General features: G+C 48.9%; 18 protein-coding genes. 2 read left to right on the top strand and 16 right to left on the bottom strand.

What is annotated here, in order from left to right; genetic code table 11:
* Positions 1–9: 9 nt before the first annotated feature.
* The 12 genes from fliF to sucC all read right to left on the bottom strand — a co-directional run bounded on the left by fliF (position 10) and on the right by sucC (position 13,061).
* Positions 10–1,572, bottom strand: coding sequence for a flagellar basal-body MS-ring/collar protein FliF (gene fliF / locus AC50Y3_RS12395; RefSeq protein ID WP_494819031.1), 1,563 nt, complete (start codon positions 1,570–1,572; stop codon positions 10–12).
* A gap of 43 nt (positions 1,573–1,615) precedes the next feature.
* Positions 1,616–1,924: a flagellar hook-basal body complex protein FliE gene (fliE, locus tag AC50Y3_RS12390; protein ID WP_494819245.1), complete on the bottom strand. Its 309-nt coding sequence runs from the start codon at positions 1,922–1,924 to the stop codon at positions 1,616–1,618.
* 49 nt (positions 1,925–1,973) lie between these two features.
* Positions 1,974–2,423: a flagellar basal body rod protein FlgC gene (flgC, locus tag AC50Y3_RS12385; protein ID WP_494819030.1), complete on the bottom strand. Its 450-nt coding sequence runs from the start codon at positions 2,421–2,423 to the stop codon at positions 1,974–1,976.
* 2 nt (positions 2,424–2,425) lie between these two features.
* A complete protein-coding gene (gene flgB / locus AC50Y3_RS12380; protein ID WP_494819029.1) occupies positions 2,426–2,836 on the bottom strand; it encodes a flagellar basal body rod protein FlgB in 411 nt (136 codons plus the stop codon).
* Between the two features lie 250 nt (positions 2,837–3,086).
* Entirely contained in the window at positions 3,087–3,857 is a 771-nt protein-coding gene (gene codY / locus AC50Y3_RS12375) for a GTP-sensing pleiotropic transcriptional regulator CodY (RefSeq protein WP_494819028.1), read from the bottom strand.
* A 33-nt stretch (positions 3,858–3,890) separates the two neighbouring features.
* Entirely contained in the window at positions 3,891–5,297 is a 1,407-nt protein-coding gene (hslU, locus tag AC50Y3_RS12370) for an ATP-dependent protease ATPase subunit HslU (RefSeq protein ID WP_494819027.1), read from the bottom strand.
* 39 nt (positions 5,298–5,336) lie between these two features.
* Complete coding sequence (hslV, locus tag AC50Y3_RS12365) at positions 5,337–5,882, bottom strand: ATP-dependent protease subunit HslV (RefSeq protein WP_090976555.1); 546 nt, start codon at positions 5,880–5,882, stop codon at positions 5,337–5,339.
* Between the two features lie 222 nt (positions 5,883–6,104).
* Positions 6,105–7,481 carry an FADH(2)-oxidizing methylenetetrahydrofolate--tRNA-(uracil(54)-C(5))-methyltransferase TrmFO gene (trmFO, locus tag AC50Y3_RS12360; protein ID WP_494819026.1) on the bottom strand — a complete coding sequence of 459 codons (1,377 nt, stop codon included), beginning with the start codon at positions 7,479–7,481 and terminating at the stop codon, positions 6,105–6,107.
* A 10-nt stretch (positions 7,482–7,491) separates the two neighbouring features.
* Positions 7,492–9,594, bottom strand: coding sequence for a type I DNA topoisomerase (gene topA, locus AC50Y3_RS12355; protein WP_494819025.1), 2,103 nt, complete (start codon positions 9,592–9,594; stop codon positions 7,492–7,494).
* A 26-nt stretch (positions 9,595–9,620) separates the two neighbouring features.
* Positions 9,621–10,736, bottom strand: coding sequence for a DNA-processing protein DprA (gene dprA, locus AC50Y3_RS12350; protein ID WP_494819024.1), 1,116 nt, complete (start codon positions 10,734–10,736; stop codon positions 9,621–9,623).
* Positions 10,737–10,913: 177 nt separating this feature from the next.
* Positions 10,914–11,843, bottom strand: coding sequence for a succinate--CoA ligase subunit alpha (gene sucD / locus AC50Y3_RS12345; protein WP_494819023.1), 930 nt, complete (start codon positions 11,841–11,843; stop codon positions 10,914–10,916).
* A gap of 57 nt (positions 11,844–11,900) precedes the next feature.
* Positions 11,901–13,061, bottom strand: coding sequence for an ADP-forming succinate--CoA ligase subunit beta (gene sucC / locus AC50Y3_RS12340; RefSeq protein ID WP_090976562.1), 1,161 nt, complete (start codon positions 13,059–13,061; stop codon positions 11,901–11,903).
* A 287-nt stretch (positions 13,062–13,348) separates the two neighbouring features.
* Between sucC and AC50Y3_RS12335 the strand changes: the two genes are divergently transcribed.
* Both AC50Y3_RS12335 and AC50Y3_RS12330 read left to right on the top strand, forming a co-directional pair.
* Positions 13,349–13,816: a DinB family protein gene (locus AC50Y3_RS12335; RefSeq protein WP_494819022.1), complete on the top strand. Its 468-nt coding sequence runs from the start codon at positions 13,349–13,351 to the stop codon at positions 13,814–13,816.
* A 111-nt stretch (positions 13,817–13,927) separates the two neighbouring features.
* Positions 13,928–15,487, top strand: a complete 1,560-nt coding sequence (locus AC50Y3_RS12330) for a YifB family Mg chelatase-like AAA ATPase (RefSeq protein WP_494819021.1) — start codon at positions 13,928–13,930, stop codon at positions 15,485–15,487.
* Between the two features lie 69 nt (positions 15,488–15,556).
* On the opposite strand, the gene AC50Y3_RS12325 is transcribed toward AC50Y3_RS12330, so the two are convergent.
* The 4 genes from AC50Y3_RS12325 to rnhB form a co-directional block, all read right to left on the bottom strand.
* Complete coding sequence (locus tag AC50Y3_RS12325) at positions 15,557–15,967, bottom strand: YraN family protein (protein ID WP_494819020.1); 411 nt, start codon at positions 15,965–15,967, stop codon at positions 15,557–15,559.
* Positions 15,964–16,278: an EscU/YscU/HrcU family type III secretion system export apparatus switch protein gene (locus AC50Y3_RS12320; RefSeq protein ID WP_494819019.1), complete on the bottom strand. Its 315-nt coding sequence runs from the start codon at positions 16,276–16,278 to the stop codon at positions 15,964–15,966. The genes AC50Y3_RS12325 and AC50Y3_RS12320 overlap by 4 nt, the downstream gene beginning before the upstream one ends.
* On the bottom strand, positions 16,275–18,203 hold the full coding sequence (locus AC50Y3_RS12315) for a TP0910 N-terminal domain-containing protein (RefSeq protein ID WP_494819018.1): 1,929 nt from the start codon (positions 18,201–18,203) through the stop codon (positions 16,275–16,277). The genes AC50Y3_RS12320 and AC50Y3_RS12315 overlap by 4 nt, the downstream gene beginning before the upstream one ends.
* Before the next feature lie 221 nt (positions 18,204–18,424).
* The gene (rnhB, locus tag AC50Y3_RS12310) at positions 18,425–19,036 is read right to left on the bottom strand and encodes a ribonuclease HII (protein ID WP_494819017.1); all 612 of its coding nucleotides are present in this window, start codon (positions 19,034–19,036) and stop codon (positions 18,425–18,427) included.
* Between the last annotated feature and the right edge of the window lie 37 nt (positions 19,037–19,073).

Here is a 19,073-nt window from a genome sequence, read left to right as displayed (position 1 = left end):
TGGCCACCTCTATTCATCAACAAGCCAAGTCCGGAGCAAATTAACAAATTCCTCAGGCTTGCGCTTGGCAAGTGTTTCAAGCTGCTTGCGTACTTGACTTTCGTTTTGGACACTTTCCAAATCGATTGTCGGATATTCGACTTTCGCCTGATTGGCTGCAAGTTCTTCTGCTTGTGCTGCTTGTTTGCGGCGTCTTACAACGACATAACCAAGTCCGCCAATGATAGCTAGTGCAGCAAGTCCGATTGCAGTTAACCAACCTGTTGATAAGATTGCAGAAGTAGAAGCACTGCCATTGTCAACAAATGTCTGCGCCATAATGGAAACCTTTTTGGCCATTAACACGTCATCATTTACATCTTGGCCTGACTCTACCAATTGGGAACGAACCAAATTTGTTAGGAAATTATTAATATCATTTTTCGAATCGTCATTAAGTTTACTCTTCTCTACGCCGATACTAATAGATAAGTCCTTAATGGCATACGGCCCAGATTCGATTTGGTTATGTATCTTATCATAATCATAGTTTGTTATCCGATTGTTTTCTTCTGAGGTGCCGCCAGCTCCTTGATCTGCTGTGTACCCCGGAACATCCGTTTCGCCGGTCCCCGCAACCCCGCCTGCTCCTCCTGCGCCGGTCGCGGTTTTGTTATTCTCCGTTTCACTTAAAACAATGCCGTTATTATTATTGTTCTCCAGTGGTCTCACTAGATTCTGATCCGAAACCTTCTTCTCGAAGTTCAGTGAGCTGGAAACATTAACTACGAGATCTTCCATCCCGACCATCGGAGCTAGGAATGTTTGAATCTTTTGTTTAAGATCATTCTCGTATTTGCGCTGCAGCTGGTAGTGTGTCTCAATTAGATCTCCACCTGAAGCTGCGCCGCCGATCTCATCCGATGCAAGAAGCTCGCCTTCGGGGCTTGAAATGGTAATGTTGTCGATCTTGATATTAGGAATCGAGCTTTTCACCAAATTGTAGTAGCCGTCAACTTCTTTCTGACTCGGTCGATAGCCCGGACGGAAAGTCATTGTTATTGCTGCAGAAGACTGCTCTTTCTCTTCTTCTGTCATGAATGGAGATTCGTTCGGTATCGTCACAAGAACATTCGATTTCTGAACGCCTTGCATCCCGTTAAGAAGCTGCTGAATTTCTCCGTTCAATGCGTTTCTTAATTTGACATCAAATTCACGATCCGTAGCGCCAAATGGATTCGAATCATTGAAAATGTCGAGTCCGATTGAACCGTTACGAACAATCCCCTGCGAGCCTGCTTCGATTTTAACCTTCGCGGCATCCGCAGCAGGAACTAGGATACTCTGTCCGGCGTTCTCAAGCTTGTAAGGAATTTTGTTCGTGTCCAAATATTCCATAACAGCCGCGGCATCCGTACTATCCAAATCGCGAAACGCGACTTCATAACTCACTCTCGAGAAAATCATAGTTAGTAATACAATTGTTAGGACAAGTACGCCAACCGAGGCTCCCAGCCAAATCTTCTGTCTCTTCTCCATTGCATTCCAATATTGAGCAACCTTAGCTCGATACTGGGCAAATTTCTCGCTCACGATTTCACCTCACTGTTATCCTCTAATGCCAATTGTGCTGCTATTAGATTTGCATCCGCATAATCTCTTGATAGGCTTCAATCACTTTGTTGCGGACTTGTGAGGTGAGCTGCAAGCCGAGTTCAGCCTGCTGTGAAGCAACCATAACTTGCGATATATCCACATTACCCAGCATGTATTGATCAGTCATTGTATGTACGTTCTTCTCTTGTTCACCTACACCATCCAATGCATTCTTCAGGAAATCACTAAACGATTTCGTCATGTCCGAAGCAGAAGCAGAAGATGGGGCAATTGCATCATTCTTCTCTATTCCTGAGTCAAAGAGTTTAACATTTTGCGATTGCAGCATATTCAACGACAATGGGTTAATCAATGGTATCCCTCCGCTTTATCTCTGTTTATTTACCGATTTCAAGCGCTTTGATAAACATACCTTTTGTGGCATTCAATGCGGTTACATTGGCTTCATATGACCGTGAGGCAGAGATCATATCCACCATCTCTTTCAGCACATCAACGTTTGGCATTTTCACATATCCGTTCTCATCCGCATCCGGATGGCTTGGATTGTATACCAGCTTTGATGGCGTCTGATCTTCAATAATCCGAGAAGCCTTAACACCGGGGGATGAATTACTACCGTTTAATTGTCCGTTTAGAACATCCGCGAACGATTGGGAAGTCGGTTCCAGCACGACCAGTTTACGTTTGTAAGGTTCGTAACGACCATTCACAAAATTCGCTCTCGTTGTTTCCGCATTCGCAATATTCGAGGAAATGACATCCATTCGGAGCCGCTGAGCAGTTAATGCTGATGCACTGGCATCAAATCCGTTAGTTAACCTCATACTCAAGCTCTCCCTTCGATGCCCAATCTCATCATTTTCACTTCATGATTGATCTGTTGAACGTAATAATTGTAGTTCAATTGATTTTTTGCAAGAAGCGACATTTCTCGATCAATGTCGACATTGTTTATGTCGTTGTTCATCACGCTCGATTCGTCCGTAATCACTCTTGCTTCGGGAACGGCGGATGAAGCACCAATGGCAATGTGACGAACATCTGTTCTTTTTCCAGAAATCTGGAATTTATTACCACCCATGCTTTGCTCTAGTATTTGTTCGAAAACAACCTCAGAGCGTTTGAATTTCGGCGTATCTACATTCGCTATATTGTTGGAGATGATGCGTTGGCGCATTTCTGCAGCATTCATAGCACCCTGTAATCGACTGAATTCCGGGCCATTCAACAGGTTCACTGAAAAACCCCACTTTCCATCTTGTGTAATATATTTAATTCAACAGAATCCCTCTCATTCCTCCTTCATTCGACAAAGAATTATTAAAAATATGAGAGAGTTGTGTCGAAGTTTTCCGTCATGTTAATCTTCCTCACTTTCCTAATTTATTACAATAAGAAAAAAGCCCTATCTTTGTCGAAGATAGGACCTTAATTTGGGATTATTGTACTGGTTTATGAATGAATTTGTAATGGAACTGTCTAATATTTTAATTTTTGTTCTTTTTTAGCTCCTGGAGAAGCTGGGTATTTAGTATTCGAATGTAAGTACCTTTCATTCCCAATGAACGTGTTTCGATTACGCCGGCACTCTCCAATTTGCGAAGTGCGTTGACGATCACCGAACGTGTGATTCCGACACGATCTGCAATTTTGGAAGCGACAAGAAGACCTTCTTTACCATCCAATTCTTCGAAAATATGTTCAACAGCCTCAAGCTCACTGAATGAAAGAGAACCGACTGCCACAGCAACAACGGTTCGGCTTCTGGCCTCCTGCTCGATTTCCTCTGCACGCTCACGCAAAATCTCCATGCCTACTATCGTACTTCCGTATTCTGCCAAAATTAACTCGTCATCACCGAATGGTTCAGCATTGCGCAGCAAAATCAGCGTACCGATGCGCTCACGTCCGCCAACAATCGGAACCACGGTCATCTTACGTTGACCCGACATCATTGGGAAAGTCTCGCTGATGCCTTCATCCGGAGCCACATTATTAACCGTTTCTTGCATATTCATGAATCGTTCATTGCTTTCCAGAGAGAACCGCAAATCTGCGACTGGTAGTGCACGCAGCTGTTCATGTTGGAATGGACCTACCGCCGCGCAGCCCAATACTTTCCCTTTACGGCTTACGACGAACACGTCGGCTTGAATCGTTGTGCAGAGCACCTCTGCCATTTCACGAAAATTGAGCGCTCCGCCTGCCGCACGCTGCAGCAGGCGATTAAGCGTTCTTGTTTTTGCCAATAAAATCATTAACTTATGCCCCCTACTTTCCTTACCGGTCCTTTACAGTATATATTGACTTAAATCGCGATTTTTCGCAATGCTGCCTAATTTCTCACGGACATACTCCGGTGTGATAACCAGCTCCTCCAGAGAGAGCTCAGGCGCTTCAAAGGATAAATCTTCAAGCAGCTTCTCCAAAATCGTATGAAGTCGGCGCGCGCCAATATTTTCTGTGTTTTTATTTACTTCAGCCGCAATCGATGCAAGCTCACGAATCGCTTCCTCAGAGAAAGTAATCGTAATGCCTTCTGTCTCCAAGAGGGCCGTATATTGTTTGGTCAATGCGTTTTTGGGTTCAGTTAAAATCTTAACAAAATCTTCCAAGGTTAGATTCGTCAATTCAACCCGAATCGGGAATCGCCCTTGAAGTTCCGGAATTAAATCCGATGGTTTAGCCATGTGGAAAGCACCTGCCGCAATAAACAGCACATAGTCGGTTTTCACCGGGCCATACTTTGTCATCACAGTAGATCCTTCGACAATCGGCAATATATCTCGCTGCACGCCTTCCCGGGACACGTCAGGTCCTGAGCCTCGCGAGGAGCTCGCTATTTTGTCAATTTCGTCTATGAAAATAATGCCCGACTGCTCTGCCCTGCTGACCGATTCGGTGATTACGTCGTCCATATCGATTAGTTTATTGGCTTCTTCCTGCGTGAGTGCCTTGCGGGCTTCCTTAACAGGCAGCTTCCGTTTCTTTGATTTCTTCGGCATCAGCTGCCCGAACAGCTCCTGCATGTTCGCGCCCATGCCCATGCCTTCGTTACCTTGCCCTGCAAGCATATCCAGCATATTCGGCGAGTTATCCTCTACCTCAATTTCAATCATCTCATTCTCAAGTTTGCCGGCTGCCAGTTGTTCTTTTACTTGCTTACGTCTTTCGATTACCGAAGCAGATTCTTCCGGCTCGACCTCCGGCTCTTTCGCGCCTTGGGTGCTGCCAAATAGCATTTCCAGCGGATTCTTCTGGCTTTTAGGTTTTGCCGCGGACGGCACAAGCAAAGTGACAATACGCTCGTTAGCCTGCTTCTCCGCTTTATCCTTTACCTTCTCGGTTCTTTCTTGCTTCACCATCCGAATCGCGGTTTCCACGAGATCGCGGACCATGGATTCTACGTCGCGCCCCACATAGCCGACTTCTGTGAATTTCGTTGCTTCCACTTTAACGAACGGTGCATTGACCAGCTTCGCTAATCGTCTTGCAATCTCAGTTTTACCAACGCCGGTAGGTCCGATCATCAAAATATTCTTCGGCACGATTTCGTCTCTAATCGCTTCATCCAGACGACTTCTCCGGTAACGGTTACGCAGCGCTACTGCCACTGACCGTTTGGCCGGCTTCTGACCTACGATATATTTATCAAGCTCCGTCACAATTTGCTTCGGTGTCATAGCTTCATTTGACATTTCCGATCCCTCCAAATGAGTCCGTAATGAACGCGTAAATTAGCCTATTTCTTCCACAATAATATTCCGGTTTGTGAACACGCAAATATCAGCTGCGATCTCAAGCGCTGATTTAACCATATCCTTTGCCTCGAGCTGAGGTGCATGCTGATAGAGTGCTCTAGCTGCTGCAAGCGCAAAACTACCGCCTGAGCCAATAGCCAAAATACCATCATCCGGCTCAATAATCTCCCCGCCGCCCGAAATGAGCAGCAAACCCGTCGCATCCATCACGATCATCATGGCTTCCAGTTTACGCAGCACGCGGTCAGAGCGCCAATCCTTCGCAAGCTCTACAGCAGCCCGTTGTAGGTTTCCGTGATGCTCCTCCAGCTTCCCTTCAAACTTCTCGAAGAGGGCAATCGCGTCAGCAACCGATCCGGCAAAACCAGCAATAACTTGCCCGCGATACAGACGGCGAACCTTCTTCGCATGGTGCTTCATGACCATACTATTACCAAACGTGACTTGTCCGTCGCCGGCAATAGCACCTTTTCCATTGTGCCGAACTGCACAGATCGTTGTCGCATGAAATTGCATTTCCATTAGTAACAACCTCCTAAAAGTCTCGCATACGCGAAACTGCTTCATAAGGATAGGCATACGTTTCGCGAAGACATAATCTTTCAGATAACGATAACAAAACTACTTCGTTAGAATAGCTTGAGTTTTGCAAAAATTCCCGTGAAACCTATAGATGCAAAAAGGAAGCAGCGGCCGAGGAATCGATCGAAGCCGCTGCTCTTTTGCCTGTTCTGGTTGTATGGTTTACTCTATGACCGTTTCTGCCTCAACTTGCACAGGCTCGGCCGGATAGCCCAGCTGCTCTTCTTTGAAACGAGCAAGCTGCTCCAGCGCGCGATTAGCAATCGCATCGTTCTTATCCTTCTTGCTGCGCATCCGCTTCTCAAGCGGCGGAAATAAGCCGAAGTTCGCATTCATAGGCTGGAAATGCTTAAAGTCTGCCGTCGTGATGTACTGCGCCATACTGCCGAGCGTAGTATCTGCTGGGAAGACTAGCGGTTCTAAGCCGCGAGCTACTCTACCGGCATTTAACCCCGCGATCAGACCTGAAGCAGCAGATTCAACATATCCTTCAACTCCGGTCATTTGACCGGCAAAGAATAAATTGTCGCGGCTGATCGTTTGATAGGTCGAACGAAGCAATTTCGGTGAATTGATGAACGTATTGCGGTGCATGACGCCGAAACGAACAAATTCCGCATTCTCCAATCCCGGTATCAAGGAAAGCACACGCTTCTGCTCGCCCCACTTAAGATGAGTTTGGAAACCAACCAAGTTGTACAGTGTGCCCGCTGCGTTATCTTGACGCAGTTGAACAACAGCGTGAGGCAGCTTGCCTGTATGCGGGTTTATTAGACCCACTGGTTTCATAGGACCGAATAATACCGTTTGCTTGCCCCGGCTAGCCATAACCTCAATCGGCATGCAGCCTTCGAAATACTGCTCTTTCTCAAATTCCTTTACTTCGGCGGTCTCAGCGGTTGTCAGAGCTTCGTGGAAACGCTCAAACTCCTCTTCTGTCATTGGACAATTGAGATAAGCCGCTTCTCCCTTATCATAACGGGAAGCAAGATAAACCTTCGACATGTCGATAGAATCTTTCTCCACGATCGGAGCTGCTGCATCATAGAAATAGAAATATTCTTGACCTAACAGCTCTTGAATTTGAGCGGATAAACGCGGTGCCGTCAGAGGTCCTGTCGCAATTAAAACGATACCCTCCGTCGGAATTTCCGTCATTTCTTCCGTCCGCACATCAATCAGCGGATGCTCTTTCAAAATCCTTGTCACATCGCCTGAGAAGCCGTCACGGTCAACGGCAAGCGCTCCGCCTGCAGGAACCGCATTGCGATCCGCGCAATCCAGGATCAAAGAATTCATTCTGCGCATTTCTTCTTTAAGTACGCCAACTGCGTTTGCCAGCCCGTTTGCACGCAAGCTGTTGCTGCATACCAGTTCGGCAAAGTTATTCGTATGGTGAGCCGGCGTTTTCGTCGCCGGTCTCATCTCGTAAAGCGTAACAGGCACTCCTTGCGAAGCAATTTGCCAAGCAGCCTCGCTGCCTGCAAGACCTGCGCCGATGACTGTCACACGTTGTAATTCTGACAATGAACTTACCATCCTTTCAATCTTAACCCTCAGCCGGTTCTTGCTCCTCAGGTACCTCTTCATTATATTCACACTGCGTGCAAGCTAGCTTCGCACCGCTGCGATTCCGCTTCTCTACCATCAAGCTGTTGCATTGCGGACATGGCTTTGTAGTCGGTTTATCCCATGACACGTAATCGCAGCCAGGGTACTGATCGCAGCCGTAAAAGTAACGTCCCTTCTTACTGCGGCGTTCAATAATTTTCCCTTCCGCACATTTGGGACAAGCAACACCGATATCTTTGACGATCGGCTTCGTATTGCGGCAATCCGGGAATCCGGAGCAAGCCAGGAACTTGCCGAATCGGCCCATTTTGTAAACCAAATGACGGCCGCATTTCTCGCAAAGCTCATCAGATATTTCATCTTGCAGCTCAACTTCCTTCATCTCTTCTTCAGCAACCTCAAGCCGCTTCTCGAACGAGGTGTAGAAATTAGCCAGCACTTTCACCCAGTCTTCTTTCCCGTCTTCCACATGGTCAAGGTCATCTTCCATGTGCGCCGTAAACTCTGCATCCAGAATTTCCGGGAAGAACTCTTCCATCATCTGAATGACCAGTTCGCCCAGTTCCGTCGGAATGAATTTCTTCTCTTCGATGGCCACATAGCCGCGCTTCTGGATCGTTTCAAGCGTTGGCGCATACGTACTTGGGCGTCCGATGCCCACTTCCTCCATCATCCGCACAAGACGTGCTTCCGAATAACGCGGAGGCGGCTGCGTGAAATGCTGCTTCTGTTCTACGGATTCCGTACCGACGACATTGCCTGCTGACAGTGGCGGAAGAAACTTCTCTTCATCCGTCGTGCCATCATCGTTGCCTTCGACATAGATTTTCATAAAACCATGGAATTTCACTTTGGATCCTACGGCCCGGAACACGGCGCCATTACCGACGTTAAAGTCGACTGTCATCGTATCCAGCACGGCAGAAGACATTTGACTCGCTACAAAACGTTCCCAAACAAGCTTATACAATCGGAATTGATCACGGCTCAAAAACTCTTTCATCGAGTCCGGATCGCGGAGCACTGATGTCGGACGAACCGCCTCATGCGCATCCTGAGCATTGCTGTTCTTCTTCACATAAACGCGTGGTTGCTCTGGCGCGAATGCAGCTCCATATTTCTCTTCTATATAAGCTTTCGCTTCCTCTTGGGCGATCGTCGAAATTCGAGTAGAATCCGTTCTCATATAAGTGATGAGACCGACTGTCCCTTCTTTACCGAGGTCAACCCCTTCATAAAGCTGCTGGGCAACTGACATCGTCTTGGAAGCACGGAAACCTAGCTTACGCGCAGCTTCCTGTTGAAGCGAGCTTGTAATGAACGGAGCTGCCGGATTGCGCTGGCGCTCCTTCTCTTTCACTTCACTGACCGTGAACGCGGAAGAGCCCATAGCTTGCAGTACTTCTTGCACATCCGCTTCGTTGCCAAGCTCGCGCTTGCCGCCATTAAGAGAATGATACTTCGCTTCGAAAGTCGTGGAGCCTTGTTTCAGTTGAGCTGTAATCGACCAATATTCTTCGGGAACAAAGGCATCAATCTCATTCTCCCGATCGATAATCAGCTTTACGGCAACGGACTGCACCCGTCCCGCAGACAGCCCCTTCTTCACTTTCTTCCACAGCAGCGGGCTGATCTTATATCCGACCAGACGATCAAGTATCCGGCGCGCCTGTTGGGCATTTACCAGATCCATATTAATCGGTCTTGGTGTTTTAAAGGCGTCTTTCACTGCCTGTTTCGTAATCTCATTAAATACGACTCGGCAGGAGTCGCTCTCATCTATCTCCAGATAGTGTGCCAAATGCCACGCAATCGCTTCACCCTCGCGATCCGGGTCAGCTGCGAGATAGACTTTTTTCACTTTTTTGGAGGCGTCTTTTAATTCTTTCAGGACGCTCCCTTTTCCACGAATGGTTATATATTTGGGGTTAAAATCATTCTCGACTTCTACACCGATTTGGCTCTTCGGCAAATCTCGGATATGACCCATCGATGCTTTAACGATGAATTTGCTTCCTAGATATTTGCCGATTGTTTTCGCCTTTGCCGGTGACTCGACGATGACAAGTGAATCTGCCATAGATGCGCCCTCCTCTCCAATGCATGCTACATTACACTATATATGGAACCTGGATGCTGTTCAATCTTCCGTTTTATAGATAAATTTATCAGAACTGAATGCAAAAGTCCAAAAGGAAAGGATGAAAGCTCATGCAGACGGTCAATAGATAGAGGACCATCCTGTAAGAATTGAAGTAAAACGACTTCATTCTCATCCAAATTCACGTCTTGCAATTCAGATTTTAACCCTAGTTGCGCCTTCGATATTTCAAGTAGCGGGAGCAGTCCTTCATAGTCCTCCAAAATATCTTGGACTGATGAGATAAGCTTAGCCCCTTGGCGAATCAGCCCGTTTGTCCCCGCACTCTTCGGCGAAGAGATCGGACCCGGAACGGCAAATACGTCCCGCGACATGTCGAGCGCCTGGTCGGCTGTTATCAATGACCCGCTCCGCTCAGCCGCTTCTACTACTACGGTCCCTAATGAAAGTCCGGCTATAATGCGATTTCGCAGCGGAAACAATCCAGGATGAAAGGGCGTACCCGGGGAAACTTCCGAAATAACGACGCCATTTCTCACAATTTGCTCGTAGAGCCCGCGGTTATCTAAAGGATATATTCGATCCACGGGGGTGCCTAAAACTGCAACCGTGCTTCCAACGGCCTCCAGCGCGCCTTCATGGGCTAATGCATCTATTCCCCTCGCCATTCCGCTAACGACGGTTAATCCTCGCTCAGAGAGCTTCCTAGCTAGGTCAAAAGCTGTTTTGCGGCCATAAGCTGTCGGTCCTCTTGTTCCTACAATGGCAATTGCATGCTGATTCAAGAGCTCCATTCGACCAATTGCGTATAGGACCCAAGGAGGCTGAGGTATCTCACGCAGTAGTTTGGGATAGTTTTCATCGAACCACGTAATCACTTGAATGCCGAGCTTCGACATCCTCTCCTTACGTTCTTCCGGCTTAACCGTTGCAAACGCATTCGAAATCGCTTTAGCCTGATCCGGCTTTAACCCGACTGATGACACCCAAGCTTCGGGCGAAAATCGCTCGTATAACCGCCATTCTCCATACTCCACAGCTTTACGTACTGACTGCCAGCCTATGCCTGGTGTTTCATGTAACGTAAGCAGGATTTCGCGCTCTTGAATATATTCCTTCATTAATAATGCACCGTCCTTTCGAATGACGGCCCGCATTCTTCCTTATTGTGACCCTGCTGCAAGGAGAATGCAAGCCAACCGGTCTGATAAATGAAAAAAAGCAACCCTCCGAAAGCCCATAGCGGGCAAATCGAAAGGTTGCTTACCTTTATTTGAAGCTATTGTGTTAAGAAGCTCTTAGTGCGTTTTGCATTTCTCGAGCATGCCGCGCTCTTCCAGAACACTTACAAGGGTAGAACCCATTTCGGAAGGCGTTGGTGCTACGCGAATGCCGCATTTCTCAAGCGTTGCGATTTTCTCAGCTGCTGTTCCTTTACCGCCGGAAATAATCGCGCCTGCATGTCCCATCCGTTTGCCCGGAGGTGCAGTTGCGCCGCCGATGAAGCCAACAACCGGTTTCTTCATGTTCGCTTTAACCCACTCCGCCGCTTCTTCTTCAGCAGAGCCGCCGATTTCACCGATCATGATGACAGCGTAAGTATCCGGATCTTCATTGAACATGTTCAAGATATCAATGAATTCCGAGCCTTTAACAGGGTCGCCGCCGATACCTACCGCGGAGGATTGACCGATTCCGCGAGTAGTCAGCTGATGAACAGCCTCGTAAGTGAGCGTTCCGCTGCGGGAAACAACGCCTACATGGCCTTTTGTATGAATATAGCCCGGCATGATGCCGATTTTGCATTCACCCGGCGTAATAACGCCTGGGCAGTTCGGTCCGATCAGGCGCGTTTTACGGCCTTCCATGTACCGTGTTACTTTAATCATGTCGATAACCGGAATACCTTCTGTAATACAGATAACCAGGTCTAGCTCCGCATCAACAGCTTCCAAAATGGAGTCTGCCGCGAATGCAGGCGGAACATAAATAACGGACGCTGTAGCGCCTGTTTTGGCAACAGCGTCTGCTACCGTATTGAATACAGGAAGCGAAACTACTGTTCCGTTATCTAGTGTAATGTCAACATTGCTTCCGCCTTTACCGGGCGTAACTCCGCCAACCATTTGGGTACCGTATTCCAGGGCGCCCTTCGCATGAAACAACCCTGTGGCACCAGTAATACCCTGGGTAATGACTTTTGTGTTTTTGCCTACCAAAATGCTCATCGAAACTCACATCCCCTAAATGAATTCGTATGCCGCGTAAAGTGCGACAATTAAGTCTTACTTTACAAGCGCGACGATTTTTTGTGCACCGTCGGCCATAGAGTCTGCAGCCACGATGTTTAGTCCGGATTCGTTCAACATTTTCTTGCCCAGTTCAACGTTAGTGCCTTCCAAGCGAACAACAAGCGGACGGTCAAGACCGAGCTCTTTAGCCGCTGAAATAACACCGTCTGCGATAATATCGCATTTCATGATACCGCCGAAAATGTTAACGAAAATGCCCTTCACCTTCTCATCGGAGAGGATGATTTTGAACGCTTCCGTAACTTTCTCTTTGGTCGCACCGCCCCCTACGTCCAGGAAGTTAGCAGGGTCGCCGCCGTAGTACTTGATAATATCCATTGTCGCCATTGCAAGACCTGCGCCGTTAACCATACAACCGATGTTGCCATCGAGTGCGATGTAGCTCAGATCAAACTTGGACGCTTGAATTTCCTTCTCATCCTCTTCATCCAAATCACGAAGCTCTAAGATGTCTTTATGACGGTACAAGGCATTGGAATCGAAGTTCAGCTTGGCGTCAAGCGCCATAACGTTGCCGTCGCCTGTTACGACGAGCGGATTGATTTCTGCAATGGAGCAGTCCTTCTCTACGAAAGCCGCATACAGAGACAGCATGAATTTAGCTGCTTTGCCGACCAATTCGTTCGGAATGTTGATGGAGTAAGCCAGCTTACGCGCTTGGAATACTTGAAGGCCGACAGCAGGGTCGATAACTTCTTTGAAAATCTTCTCCGGCGAGTGCTCAGCTACTTCTTCGATCTCCGTGCCGCCCTCTTCGGATGCCATCATGACGATCCGTCCGGTCACGCGGTCAACAACTAGACCGATGTAGTACTCTTTCTTGATGTCGCAGCCTTGCTCGATAAGCAGGCGCTTAACTTCTTTACCTTCAGGACCCGTTTGGTGGGTTACGAGAACTTTGCCCAGAATTTGGCTGGCATAAGTGCGAACCTCATCCAAATTTTTGGCAACTTTAACGCCGCCCGCTTTACCGCGGCCGCCTGCATGAATTTGCGCTTTTACAACGACAACCGGTGTGCCCAGCGCTTCTGCTGCTGCCACCGCTTCATCGACAGAGAACGCCACTTTACCTTCCGGTACGGCAACCCCATACTGCTTAAGCAGTTGTTTACCCTGATACTCATGGATATTCATTGACGAAAATCCTCCTATCCGCAGTCAAATCCTACGTATGTACACAAAACCATAAGTATTGTAACACGTTTCGTCATGTGTTTCCTATTTTTTTAGCCTAAAAAGCCACCTTTTTTGATATTAGTTTCATCTCATATCGATATGGAATTCATGAAATGTACTCATCTTGGAGATGCAAAGGCTAAAATAAGGATTACTTGACTAGTATTGCCTAAGTTTAACAAATTATTGACACCAAACATATGTTCCAGTATCCTGTGATTAAGCATTTATTAGGAGGTTACTGGATGAACACCTATTCCGGACTATTATCAACATTCCAATCCTTGATTCCATTCGCGGGCTCTCTTCGCACTTTATCTGATGAGATGTGGAATGCTCCGCTTAAACCTGACAAATGGTCCACCCGCTCCGTAATCGGTCATATTATGCTTTGGGATCGTCATTTCCTGCAAGAAGCGATTCTGCCTATTGCCGAAGGCAGACCGTTGACATTGAGACATTCAGATTTCGATGCTTTCAATCGCCATGCAGCCGCCTATGCGGAGTCAATCAGTAAAGAGCAGCTGCTCGAAGAATGCATGTCCGTTCGAGAAGAGCTATGGAAGCTACTGAATTCCCTATCTGAAGAGAGACGAGAAATGAACTACACGGATGCGGATGGGAACCCTTTTACGATCCATCATTATTTAGATGACTTCGTCTCTCATGATCGGCATCATCTAGATGAAATCGATCGGTTTATCGCAGGTTAACGGGAACGCGTTGACAGCTGTTTTGCAGCTAAGTTATGATTCAAATAGAGCACATACGGACCTGTGAGGAAGCACCTTCATCCGACTTATTCGGTGGAGGTGTTTTTTGTTTTGTATACGCAAATTTGCAGCGGCAGCGTTTATGGTGTGGAAGGTAAATCGATTGCCGTCGAAGTCGATATTTCGAATGGTCTTCCCCAAGTCAATGTGGTCGGACTCCCAGACCCGGCCGTAAGGGAATCGATTGAACGCGTCCGAGCAGCAGTCAAGAACTGCGGATTCACATTTCCGATGGAACGGATTACCGTTAATCTTGCACCGGCAGATCTTCGGAAAGAAGGCACTGCTTTTGATTTGGCCATTGCTGCAGGCGTTCTGACCTCAAGCGGACAGCTGAAGAGCAAGATGTTTGAAAACGTGTTGGTGCTGGGAGAACTGGCGCTAAATGGTGAACTCCGAGCCATTCCGGGTGTGCTGGCTATGGTCGAGCAAGCTCGCTTGAGCGGCATTACCCAGGTGCTGCTGCCGAAGGCCAACGCCGCAGAAGCGGCATGTATAGAAGGCATGCAGTTATTTGCCGTTTCTCATTTGCGCGAGCTAGGTGATGCGAATACCGATGATCGTACATGGGAACAGCTTCGATATGATGTTCATGCAGAACAGAACATTGTATCCGGTACAAGGAATTATGGAGTATCATATGGAGATTACGGGGATGTGCTGGGACAGCAGCATGCGAAGCGTGCTTTGCTTATATCTGCTATTGGCAAACACAATGTTCTTCTTTCTGGCCCGCCAGGGACAGGTAAGACTATGCTCGCAAGAAGGCTTCCGGGCATTATGCCTCCGCTAGATGAAGAAGAAGCACTCCAGGTAACGAAGATTTATAGTGCTGCCGGTAAACTGCCGGGCGGTATTCCTTCATTAATGAGGGAGCGCCCATTTCGCAGTCCGCATCATACGATCTCCGCCGCTGGGTTAATTGGCGGCGGGTCCATCCCCAGACCCGGTGAAGTTACACTTGCTCATCGGGGACTGCTGTTTCTGGATGAACTGCCAGAGTTTTCGAGAGCTGCACTGGAGGTGTTGAGACAGCCTTTGGAGGACAAGGAAGTTACCATCGCCAGATCGCGAGCTGTATTTCGATTTCCGGCCTCTTTTCTACTAGCCGCTTCCATGAACCCTTGCCCGTGCGGCTACTATGGACATGACTCTGACGAGCATCGCTGTGTTTGCAGCGAGTTAGCACTCGCACGTTACCGAGCGAAGATTTCCGGTCCGCTACTGGACCGTATAGATATGCACATTGAAGTACCTCGGCCGCCGACGACCGAAGGTCTGACAATCGGCATGTCATCTGATCAAATGAAAGCAATAGTACTAGCGGCAACGGAGCGCCAGCAGGCTCGAACATCTGCCAGCCTCTCCCGTCGTTCGATAACTGAACTGGCTGGTGCATCTCTTCGTAAAGCAGTTGTATTATCCCGAGAAGCCGAACAGCTGCTTCGCGTAGCGTTCGATACACTTGGCGTCAGTTTACGTGCACATGATCGGATACTAAAGCTGTCTCGTACGATCGCTGATTTAGAATCGAGCGACCTTGTAGACAGTCAGCATGTTGCTGAAGCGATCGGTTATCGTAGTTTGGATCGAAAGCTTCATGTCATTTAGTCATAACTAGAGAAAGAGATGGCCATTGGGCCATCTCTTTCTCTAGTTATGTACTATGTAACCGATGAATTAGAACGCGGATTCAATATGTTTGAGTTCGGTGACACGATAGGGTTCGAGTGGTTCTCCATGAACAGCTACAACTGTGATTGCAATAACATCAAAGCGTACCGGAATATGATGCAGCTTATTCATGGACAGATAAACCTCGGTAATAGACCTGACCTGCAGCTGCTTACGAATATCGACCGATTCCGCAGCAGTACCGAATCTACCGCCTGATCTGCGCGTCCGTACCTCAACTATGATGATGTTGGAATCTGTTTTTGCTACAATGTCCAGTTCTCCCATACGACATCGCCAGTTCCGATGAACGATCATATAACCGTGTTCTCTTAAGTAGCGAGCGGCTTCCTCTTCTCCGAACTTGCCAATCGCTTGTCTGGTGTCGGTTTTGGTAGTGCGGCTATCCGGTTTCAATCTTTACTTCCTCCCGCCTTACGATCCGACCGATAAACAAACGACAATATCTCAGCCACCAGTGTATACAGCTCAGGCGGCACCTCTTGATCCAAATCAAGCTTCGAAAGCACTTCGACAAGCGAGGAATCCTGTTGAATCGGAACCCCGCTTTCAGCGGCTTTATCGAGTATAGCTTCTGCCATCTTACCGCGGCCTTTTGCTACCACGACCGGAGCATTTCGTTCTCCCGGCTCATATTTGAGCGCAACCGCTTTTTTATTCTGCATGAGACCATCTTGGGTTGGTTCCTTCTTATCTCTCCGGTTCATACGCGATAGTCTACTCCCTTGTAAGGCTTCGTCGACCACTCCGTCGTTCCTATTCCCACTGTTGCTGCATCAGAAGCATTCATTCGCTCTGCCATTCGTTCCGGCATCGGAGTCGCTTTCAATGTGAGTAACTGATATCCGGCACGCTGAAGCGCCTCCGACAACTCAGCTCGGGAAGTCTCTATCAGTGAACCCGCCATCGGATGGTCATTCCACAAGTTAAGGCTGACGATCTTATCAACGACCTGTACATCTACGACAGTATCACCTAACGACTTCATGCGTAGATCAAACAAAAGCCTACAATTATCGGCATCGAGTTCACCTTTACGGCCACGTCTTGTTTGAATATGTACCGAAGCCGTCTGTCCCCCATCTTGACTGTGCATCGGAATAAACATCGTCACATGGGATAACAATGCGCTTGATTTCTCAGGAGATAATAGCAATTGCTGCCCTGTAATATGCGAAACGAGCTGTTGCGCCGTATCCCGAAGCGTCGGTGGCACATCATCCGAGGAAGCAAGCGTCATTAATGCGCTCTTCAGTGAATCATCGGCAGCGTTCTTCATGGAATCAAGCGAATCCGAAGAAGGTATCACGTTCGGAAGCTGATTGTTTCCTTGCTGCAGCTGAGCTCGATCATTAATCAAGGTTGCGACATTCCGTTCCAAGCTTTCCTTCGGGGACTGATGGGTCGACAGCGTTGATTTATTTTCTTGTCCGTTCTGAACCGCAGGGTCCGTTGATTGTTTCTGCAGCTCTGGCTGCTTCGACGCTTGCTGCTGATCTTCCGTCACTGCAGCAGCAAGCAGACGCTCATGATCTACGCCCAGCCATTTCATCATCTGGCCCACCCAGTTCGATGATGATCCTGCCGGCTGCGGCGATGGGGTTGTCGTGCCAGCGTCTGCGGCATGATTGTGCATGGTTGTTTCCGGCGAAGCCGACTTTGCAGCCCCGCCGCCTGTTGTGATAGGCGGGGCTGCTGTTGGCGGAGCCGCGGGCTGCGCGCTCGCCGCAGCTGCGCCTCCGGTGCTCGGCGCGGCTGTGCCAGCCGCCGCGCCTTCGCCCGCTGCGCTGCGCGCAGCGGCGGCGGGAGCAGCAGCGGAACCCGCTGCTCCCGCCGGCGCCGGCGCCGGCTGCGCTGCGGCGCCAAGCGCGCCTTCGGCGCTCGAAACCGCCGGCTGCGCCCCGGCCCCGCCCGGCGCTGCGCGCATAAACGCTGCGCCTTCGCGCAGCAGCGTTTGCAGCTTCGCCGCAGCCGCTTGCGCCGCCGACTGCGGCGGCTGCGCGGCTTCGCCCGCCGCACCATCATCGGCGGACGAGGCGCCGCTCCAAGCGGCAAGCCCCCGCTCCAGCGACTCCAGCAGCGTATGCGCCGGAGTGCCGGAGATCGTCTGTGCAAGCGCTCCGATCGTCGCGCTTGTCATCGGCAGGCCGCGCTTATTCGCGAGCGCGGCTGACTTTGCCCAAACCTGCGCGTCGCCGCCTTGCGGCATAACAGCCAGCGCCTGCTTAAATTGACTCGCTGTCTCGCGAGTCAGAGCACCGCCCTCACGACGCAAATCGCGCACAAGCTCTTGCGTCCATTTCTGTTCAGGCAAACCTGACGCTTTCAGCCAATCTTTCAAGCTCGCTTCATTCAAAGTTGCCGTTTGCTGATCCACCAGCTTCAGGACAAGCGTGCCATCGACTGACTGCGGCTGCACTTGAAGCAAGGTGGATTGCCCCGGCTGCAGCGGCGTTTCCAATTTAGCTTGCACCTGAGTCCCATTTATTTGAATGACCGCTTCCTGATCGTTTAACATCTTAACCAGAACGCCACGCACAATTTGCCCGACCTTAAGTTCTAAAGCCTTACTATCGCCGGGCTGCACATCGCCAAGCAGTCCCTTCATCAATTGCCCGATCGATAATGTCATATCGCGACCGCTTCCTTCCTACCGTACTTCCTGTAACGTACCGTTTGTACCTGCAGCTATCCTATATCGTTATTATCGGCTCCGAAGAGACGCAGATTAACGCATCCCTAATAAAAAAACCGAACATCCCCAATTATATAGGAACGAACGGTCCAAGCGCAGCTATTCTTCTCTCACTTCATGCACTTTGCTCTTCCAATATCTCGCTATCTTCAATCACCTTAAAACAACACCTGCTGCTCCATAAACAGCTTCCCTAAGAAGCTCTGACGGTGCATTGGAGTAGCTCCTAGCTCCAGCAGCTTCTCCCGATGCAGCTTTGTCGCGTACCCCTTATGTATTGCAATCCCATACTCCGGATACAGCGGATCCCATTCCCCTTTGCACAGCCGGTCGCGAGTTACTTTCGCAATAATGGAAGCAGCTGCGATAGACTGACTTCTCGCATCCCCTTTAATGATAGACTCCTGGGGGAGATCAAGATCCACTTTCTCCGCATCCACCAGCAAATATTCAGCCGGAACGGTAAGCAATTCCACCGCTTGCTTCATCGCAAGTCGAGCAGCTTGCTTAATATTAATGGAATCCACTACTGCGGCATTCACGCAAGCTACTGCCCAAGCTTCCGCCTGATCAATGATGAGCTCGTAAAGTTCCTCACGTTTCTTCTCCGAAAGCTTCTTGGAATCGTCAACGCCATCAAGTATCAATCCCTCCGGCAAAATAACAGCAGCTGCGACCACATCCCCAAACAAACAGCCGCGTCCTACCTCATCGATGCCGGCAATGCTCCGATACCCTTGCTCCCATAACGGTTTCTCAAACTCTAACATAACAATCCCGCTCCCCGTACCACAAAATGCCCATATA

It is taken from the genome of Paenibacillus sp. J22R98 (assembly GCF_059383835.1).
Note: the sequence above shows the minus strand (reverse complement) of the source record. Positions and strands in the feature narration are given on the sequence as shown.

Bases quoted from the DNA above. Each gene is read 5' to 3' on its own strand.
- flgC (WP_494819030.1), bottom strand. From the start codon at position 2,423: ATGAGGTTAACTAACGGATTTGATGCCAGTGCATCAGCATTAACTGCT.
- codY (WP_494819028.1), bottom strand. From the start codon at position 3,857: ATGATTTTATTGGCAAAAACAAGAACGCTTAATCGCCTGCTGCAGCGT.
- AC50Y3_RS12335 (WP_494819022.1), top strand. From the start codon at position 13,349: ATGAACACCTATTCCGGACTATTATCAACATTCCAATCCTTGATTCCA.
- AC50Y3_RS12315 (WP_494819018.1), bottom strand. From the start codon at position 18,203: ATGACATTATCGATCGGGCAATTGATGAAGGGACTGCTTGGCGATGTG.
- fliE (WP_494819245.1), bottom strand. From the start codon at position 1,924: ATGCTGCAATCGCAAAATGTTAAACTCTTTGACTCAGGAATAGAGAAG.
- sucD (WP_494819023.1), bottom strand. From the start codon at position 11,843: ATGAGCATTTTGGTAGGCAAAAACACAAAAGTCATTACCCAGGGTATT.
- AC50Y3_RS12320 (WP_494819019.1), bottom strand. From the start codon at position 16,278: ATGAACCGGAGAGATAAGAAGGAACCAACCCAAGATGGTCTCATGCAG.
- trmFO (WP_494819026.1), bottom strand. From the start codon at position 7,481: ATGGTAAGTTCATTGTCAGAATTACAACGTGTGACAGTCATCGGCGCA.
- topA (WP_494819025.1), bottom strand. From the start codon at position 9,594: ATGGCAGATTCACTTGTCATCGTCGAGTCACCGGCAAAGGCGAAAACA.
- hslU (WP_494819027.1), bottom strand. From the start codon at position 5,297: ATGTCAAATGAAGCTATGACACCGAAGCAAATTGTGACGGAGCTTGAT.
- rnhB (WP_494819017.1), bottom strand. From the start codon at position 19,036: ATGTTAGAGTTTGAGAAACCGTTATGGGAGCAAGGGTATCGGAGCATT.
- dprA (WP_494819024.1), bottom strand. From the start codon at position 10,736: ATGAAGGAATATATTCAAGAGCGCGAAATCCTGCTTACGTTACATGAA.
- sucC (WP_090976562.1), bottom strand. From the start codon at position 13,061: ATGAATATCCATGAGTATCAGGGTAAACAACTGCTTAAGCAGTATGGG.
- hslV (WP_090976555.1), bottom strand. From the start codon at position 5,882: ATGGAAATGCAATTTCATGCGACAACGATCTGTGCAGTTCGGCACAAT.